This is a genomic window from Devosia sp., assembly GCF_017307565.1.
In the GTDB taxonomy this organism is placed as follows: Bacteria; Pseudomonadota; Alphaproteobacteria; order Rhizobiales; family Devosiaceae; genus Devosia.
In genome coordinates, this window is sequence record NZ_JAFKHD010000255.1 from 1 (window position 1) to 1,316 (window position 1,316).

Genomic DNA, 1,316 nt, shown 5'->3' on the forward strand with positions numbered 1-1,316 from the left:
CCTCCCGCCCGCTCGAAGTGGTCCAGATCGACCACACAAAGGTCGATGTGGTCGTCGCCGAGGCCGCGTCGCGCATGGGCGCCGTTCGGCCGTGGCTGACGCTCGCGATCGACGTCCATACGCGAATGGTCGTCGGCTTCTATCTCGCGCTGCATGAACCGTCCGCCGTCTCTGTCGGCGTGTGCCTGCTGAACGCGATCTTCCCGAAGTCGGAGTTCCTCGAAGCGCGCGGCCTCGACTTTCCCTGGCCCGCGATGGGTCTCCCTGCGTCCATCCTCGTTGACAACGGTTCCGACTTTCGGAGCCGCGCTTTTGCTCGCGGCTGCCGCGAATATGGCATCCGGCTGTCGTGGCGACCGCCTGGCGCGCCCCATTACGGCGGCCATATCGAGCGGCTGATCGGAACGCAGATGAACGCCGTGCACGTGCTTCCCGGCAGCACCGGAAGCAGCGTCGCCGACCGGCCGGCGTCCGATCCCCGGGCCCGCGCCGCGATGACCATGCGCGAGCTCGAGCGATGGCTGCTGCTGGAGATCCTCGGCAAATACCATCAAAGGGTGCATGCAGCGCTTCACCGGCCGCCGATTGCCGTTTGGCGGGAGATGATGGGCTCTGTCCCGGCGCGACTGCCGGGCGACCGCCTGCATTTCTGGGTATCCTTCCTGCCGGAGATGGCGCGTTTGCTCCGGCGCGACGGCATCCACCTGTTCGGCATCCGCTATTGGACACCCGTGCTCGCCCAGGATGTCGGGCGCGTTCGCGGGAAGCTTGCCGTGCGATATGACCCGCGTGACCTTTCTCGCGTCTTCGTCCGCCGTCCAAACGGTCACTTCGTGGAGGCGCGATATCGCGAGCTATCGAACCCCGCAATCACCCTATGGGAACGGAACGCGGCCATCGCGACCCTGAACGAGAAAGGCCGTCGCGAAGTCAATGAGCGCATGATCTTCTCGACCGTGCTCGAGCAGCGTGCGATCGAGGACCAAGCGCTCCGTGTATCCGCGCGGGCACGCAGGAACACAGATCGGCGACCGAGCTCATCGGAGCGAGCGGCGGCAGGCGTCCGCCTGCGCGGGATCGATACCAGCAGACCCGCGCGCGACGACGCGGGGAAGGGTAGCGTGTGGGATGAGCCTTGAGCACGGCCACCTCGTCTCCAGCGCCGCAAGCCTCCTCGACCGATCCGACAGCGAGCGGATCACCGCCATCCGCGAGGAGCGCTGGATCACCTATCCGAGGGCTCGCCGATCACTTGAGGTGCTCGACGAGCTGCTCGACCGGCCGCGAACCACCCGGATGCCGAGCATCGCGATCTA

Annotated in this window: 2 protein-coding genes; both read left to right on the forward strand. The window is 66.6% G+C overall.

Annotation, left to right across the window (positions count from 1 at the left end; genetic code table 11):
• On the forward strand, window positions 1-1,139 hold a 1,139-nt coding region (locus J0I64_RS08280), incomplete at its 5' end, for a transposase family protein (RefSeq protein ID WP_291407116.1).
• Window positions 1,129-1,316 (forward strand): TniB family NTP-binding protein (locus J0I64_RS08285; protein WP_291407117.1); only part of this gene is annotated, 188 nt, incomplete at its 3' end. The genes J0I64_RS08280 and J0I64_RS08285, both read left to right, overlap by 11 nt.